The organism is Armatimonadota bacterium (assembly GCA_020354555.1).
Classification (GTDB): domain Bacteria; phylum Armatimonadota; class Hebobacteria.
Genome location: CP070648.1, coordinates 3,239,145 through 3,241,913 on the forward strand (window position 1 = coordinate 3,239,145; position 2,769 = coordinate 3,241,913).

Annotated in this window: 2 protein-coding genes; both read right to left on the bottom strand. The window is 67.0% G+C overall.

Annotated features, from left to right (window positions below; all coding sequences use genetic code 11):
* Positions 1 to 981 (bottom strand): tRNA 2-thiouridine(34) synthase MnmA (gene mnmA / locus JSV65_13260; GenBank protein ID UCH33526.1); only part of this gene is annotated, 981 nt, incomplete at its 3' end.
* A complete protein-coding gene (locus JSV65_13265; protein UCH36781.1) occupies positions 978 to 2,267 on the bottom strand; it encodes a replication-associated recombination protein A in 1,290 nt (429 codons plus the stop codon). The genes mnmA and JSV65_13265, both read right to left, overlap by 4 nt.
* Positions 2,268 to 2,769: the final 502 nt, after the last annotated feature.

The window sequence follows — 2,769 nt, forward strand, 5'->3', positions numbered from 1 at the left end:
ACCTGTGCCGGCGACCGTGCACGGCTGAGCCGTCATCTTGTACCGCAGCTTGCCCGTGAGACGCGTCGGCCGTTCCACGGCAGGGCGGCTGACATAGTTCGCCCCGGTCGCGAGGACGCGCGTACGGTACAGGTCGCGCTCTGGCCCGACGACGACGACGTTTGCCTCGGCATCCAGGTCCACGACATAGAGTGCTTCCGTGGCGCCACTGAGGCCGAGGCCCCGCCGCTGACCGATGGTGTAGAACGCGATGCCGCGATGCGTTCCCAATTGTGTTCCTGAAGAATCAACGATGGCGCCGGGGTTCGCCGTCGCGGGCAGCAGCCGGCGCAGTAACGCTGGGTAGTCGTCGTCAACGATAAAGCACAGTTCCTGGCTTTCGGGCCGGTCGGCGACCGGCAGGCCGATGGCGCGCGCGCGCCGGCGAACATCGGTCTTTCTCAGATTCCCCAACGGCAGTAACGCCTGCGCGAGGTGCTCCTGCCGCAGGCTGTACAGAGCGTAGGACTGGTCCTTGGACTGGTCCACCCCCGCGCGGAGGAGCCACCGCCCGCCGGCGGCGTCGCGTTCCACGCGCGCGTAATGACCGGTAGCGATGCGCTCGGCGCCGGCGCGACGCGCGCGGTTGGCCAACGCGCCGAACTTGATATAGCGATTGCACAAGATGCACGGATTGGGGGTGCGGCCGTGAGCGTAGTCATCGCAAAAGGGGTCTATGACTTCGCGCTGAAATACGTCGCGCAAATCGAAAACATAGTGGGGGATACCGAGCTTGCCGGCGGCGCGGCGCGCGTCGGCCACCGCGGCCGGGCCGCAGCATCCTCGCGGGGAATACGACTGATCGTCAGCGTCGTCGCAGGGCCAGATCCGCATCGTGACGCCGATGACCTCGCAGCCCTGCTCCTTCAGCATCGCCGCGGCGACCGAACTGTCCACGCCGCCGCTCATGGCGACGACGACCGTGCCTCCCCGATCGCTCATTCCTTGTCTCGCGGGCGTCGCTGCGATCGCCGCAGTTCATCCCACTCGCGTATCCGCTGTGCGATCTCGCGCTCGTACCCCGACTCGCTCGGCTCGTAATACGGCCCGCTCTTGGCGCCTCCCGGCAGATACTCCTGATCCACGATGCGCGCGGGAAAGTCGTGGGGATACCGGTACCCCTTGCCGTGGCCCAGGCGCGCCGCGCCCGGGTAAGACGAATCGCGCAAATGCTGCGGCACCGGCGGCGGCACGCGCTCCTCGACGTCCTGCATTGCCCGATGGATCCCGAGATACGAGGCATTGCTCTTCGGCGCGGTCGCGATGTAGATCGTGGCCTGGGCGAGTGGGATCTGCGCCTCCGGCAGGCCGACGTATTCCACTGCGTGTGCGGCGCTGGTTGCCACCACCAACGCCATCGGATCCGCGTTGCCGACGTCCTCGGCGGCATGGATAACCAGCCGCCGCGCGATGAAGCGAGGATCTTCTCCCGCTTTGATCATCCGCGCCAGCCAGTGCAGCGCCGCGTCCGGATCGCTGCCGCGCATGCTCTTGATGAACGCGGAGATGATGTCGTAGTGCTTGTCGCCGTCCTTGTCATAGCCCAGGAGTGGTTGCTGGAGAGCGTGCTCGACGGCGTCCACGGCGACGACGCGCTTCCCCTCTGCGTCCGGCTCCACCAAGGAAGCCGCCGCCTCCAGCGCGTTGAGCGCGACGCGCGCATCGCCGCGGGCGGCCTCGAGCAGATGCGTCCGCGCCTGTGAGTCCAGTTCTACGCGCATCGCCCCCAAGCCGCGCTCCGCGTCCCCGAGTGCGCGATCAACGATGGCCCCGATTTGCTCCGGCGTCAGCGGTTCAAATGTCAGCACCCGCGAGCGCGAAAGCAACGGCGAGTTGATCTCGAAGAACGGGTTCTCGGTCGTCGCACCGATGAGGATGATCGTGCCGTCTTCGACGAAGGGCAGGAAAGCGTCCTGCTGGGCTTTGTTGAAGCGGTGAATCTCATCAATGAAGAGGATCGTCCTGCGCCCGCTGGCGGCGAGCCGCTGCGCCGCCTGCGCCATCACCTTGCGCACGTCCGCGACCCCCGAGGTGACGGCGCTGAACTGCTCCCAATGGGATTTCGTGCGCGCCGCGATGATCTGCGCCACGGTGCTCTTGCCGGTTCCGGCGGGACCGTAGAAGATCACCGAGGACACCTCGTCGCGCTCGATGGCGGAGCGGAGCCACGTGCCGGGCCCGAGGATGTGTTCCTGCCCGACTAACCCCGCCAGATCGCGGGGCCGCATCCGTGTCGCGAGCGGCGCGGCGTCTGACGGTGCAGCCTGGGGCTCGTCGAAAAGTGTCACGGAGAGGTCATCCCTCGAGAGGATTCCGTGCGCGGATTGTAGCACGCACGTCCGATGCGGTCAACGACGGGCAGGCCGTTGCAGGAAAGCGTCGAAGTAAAACACGTTTCCCCGCTCTGCACGCGACGGGCAGGAAACGCGGCACAGCGCGCAAGCGTCTATAATCGGGGCTCAGCCGGCTACGGCAAAGACGCTGACCGAGGAATCATTGTTGACGGCGTCATCGCGGATGAGCGTGGGTCGCTCGCCGGGAGCGAGAAGCGATAGTGAAATGGTAGGCAAATCCTGGGACAGGTTCGGGCCGTCGTTGCGCCGAGTGGCACTTGTCGCGGCGCTCGTCGCCGGCGGCGTCGGCGTGCTGGCCGCGAGGGGCGCTCCGGCGACGACGGCGGGCGGTAATGCGGAGGGCGCGGCGCGCGCATACATTCAGGCGCTCGTGGAT

Coding starts and splice junctions, on each gene's coding strand:
- JSV65_13265 (UCH36781.1), bottom strand. CDS start 2,267: ATGCGGCCCCGCGATCTGGCGGGGTTAGTCGGGCAGGAACACATCCTC.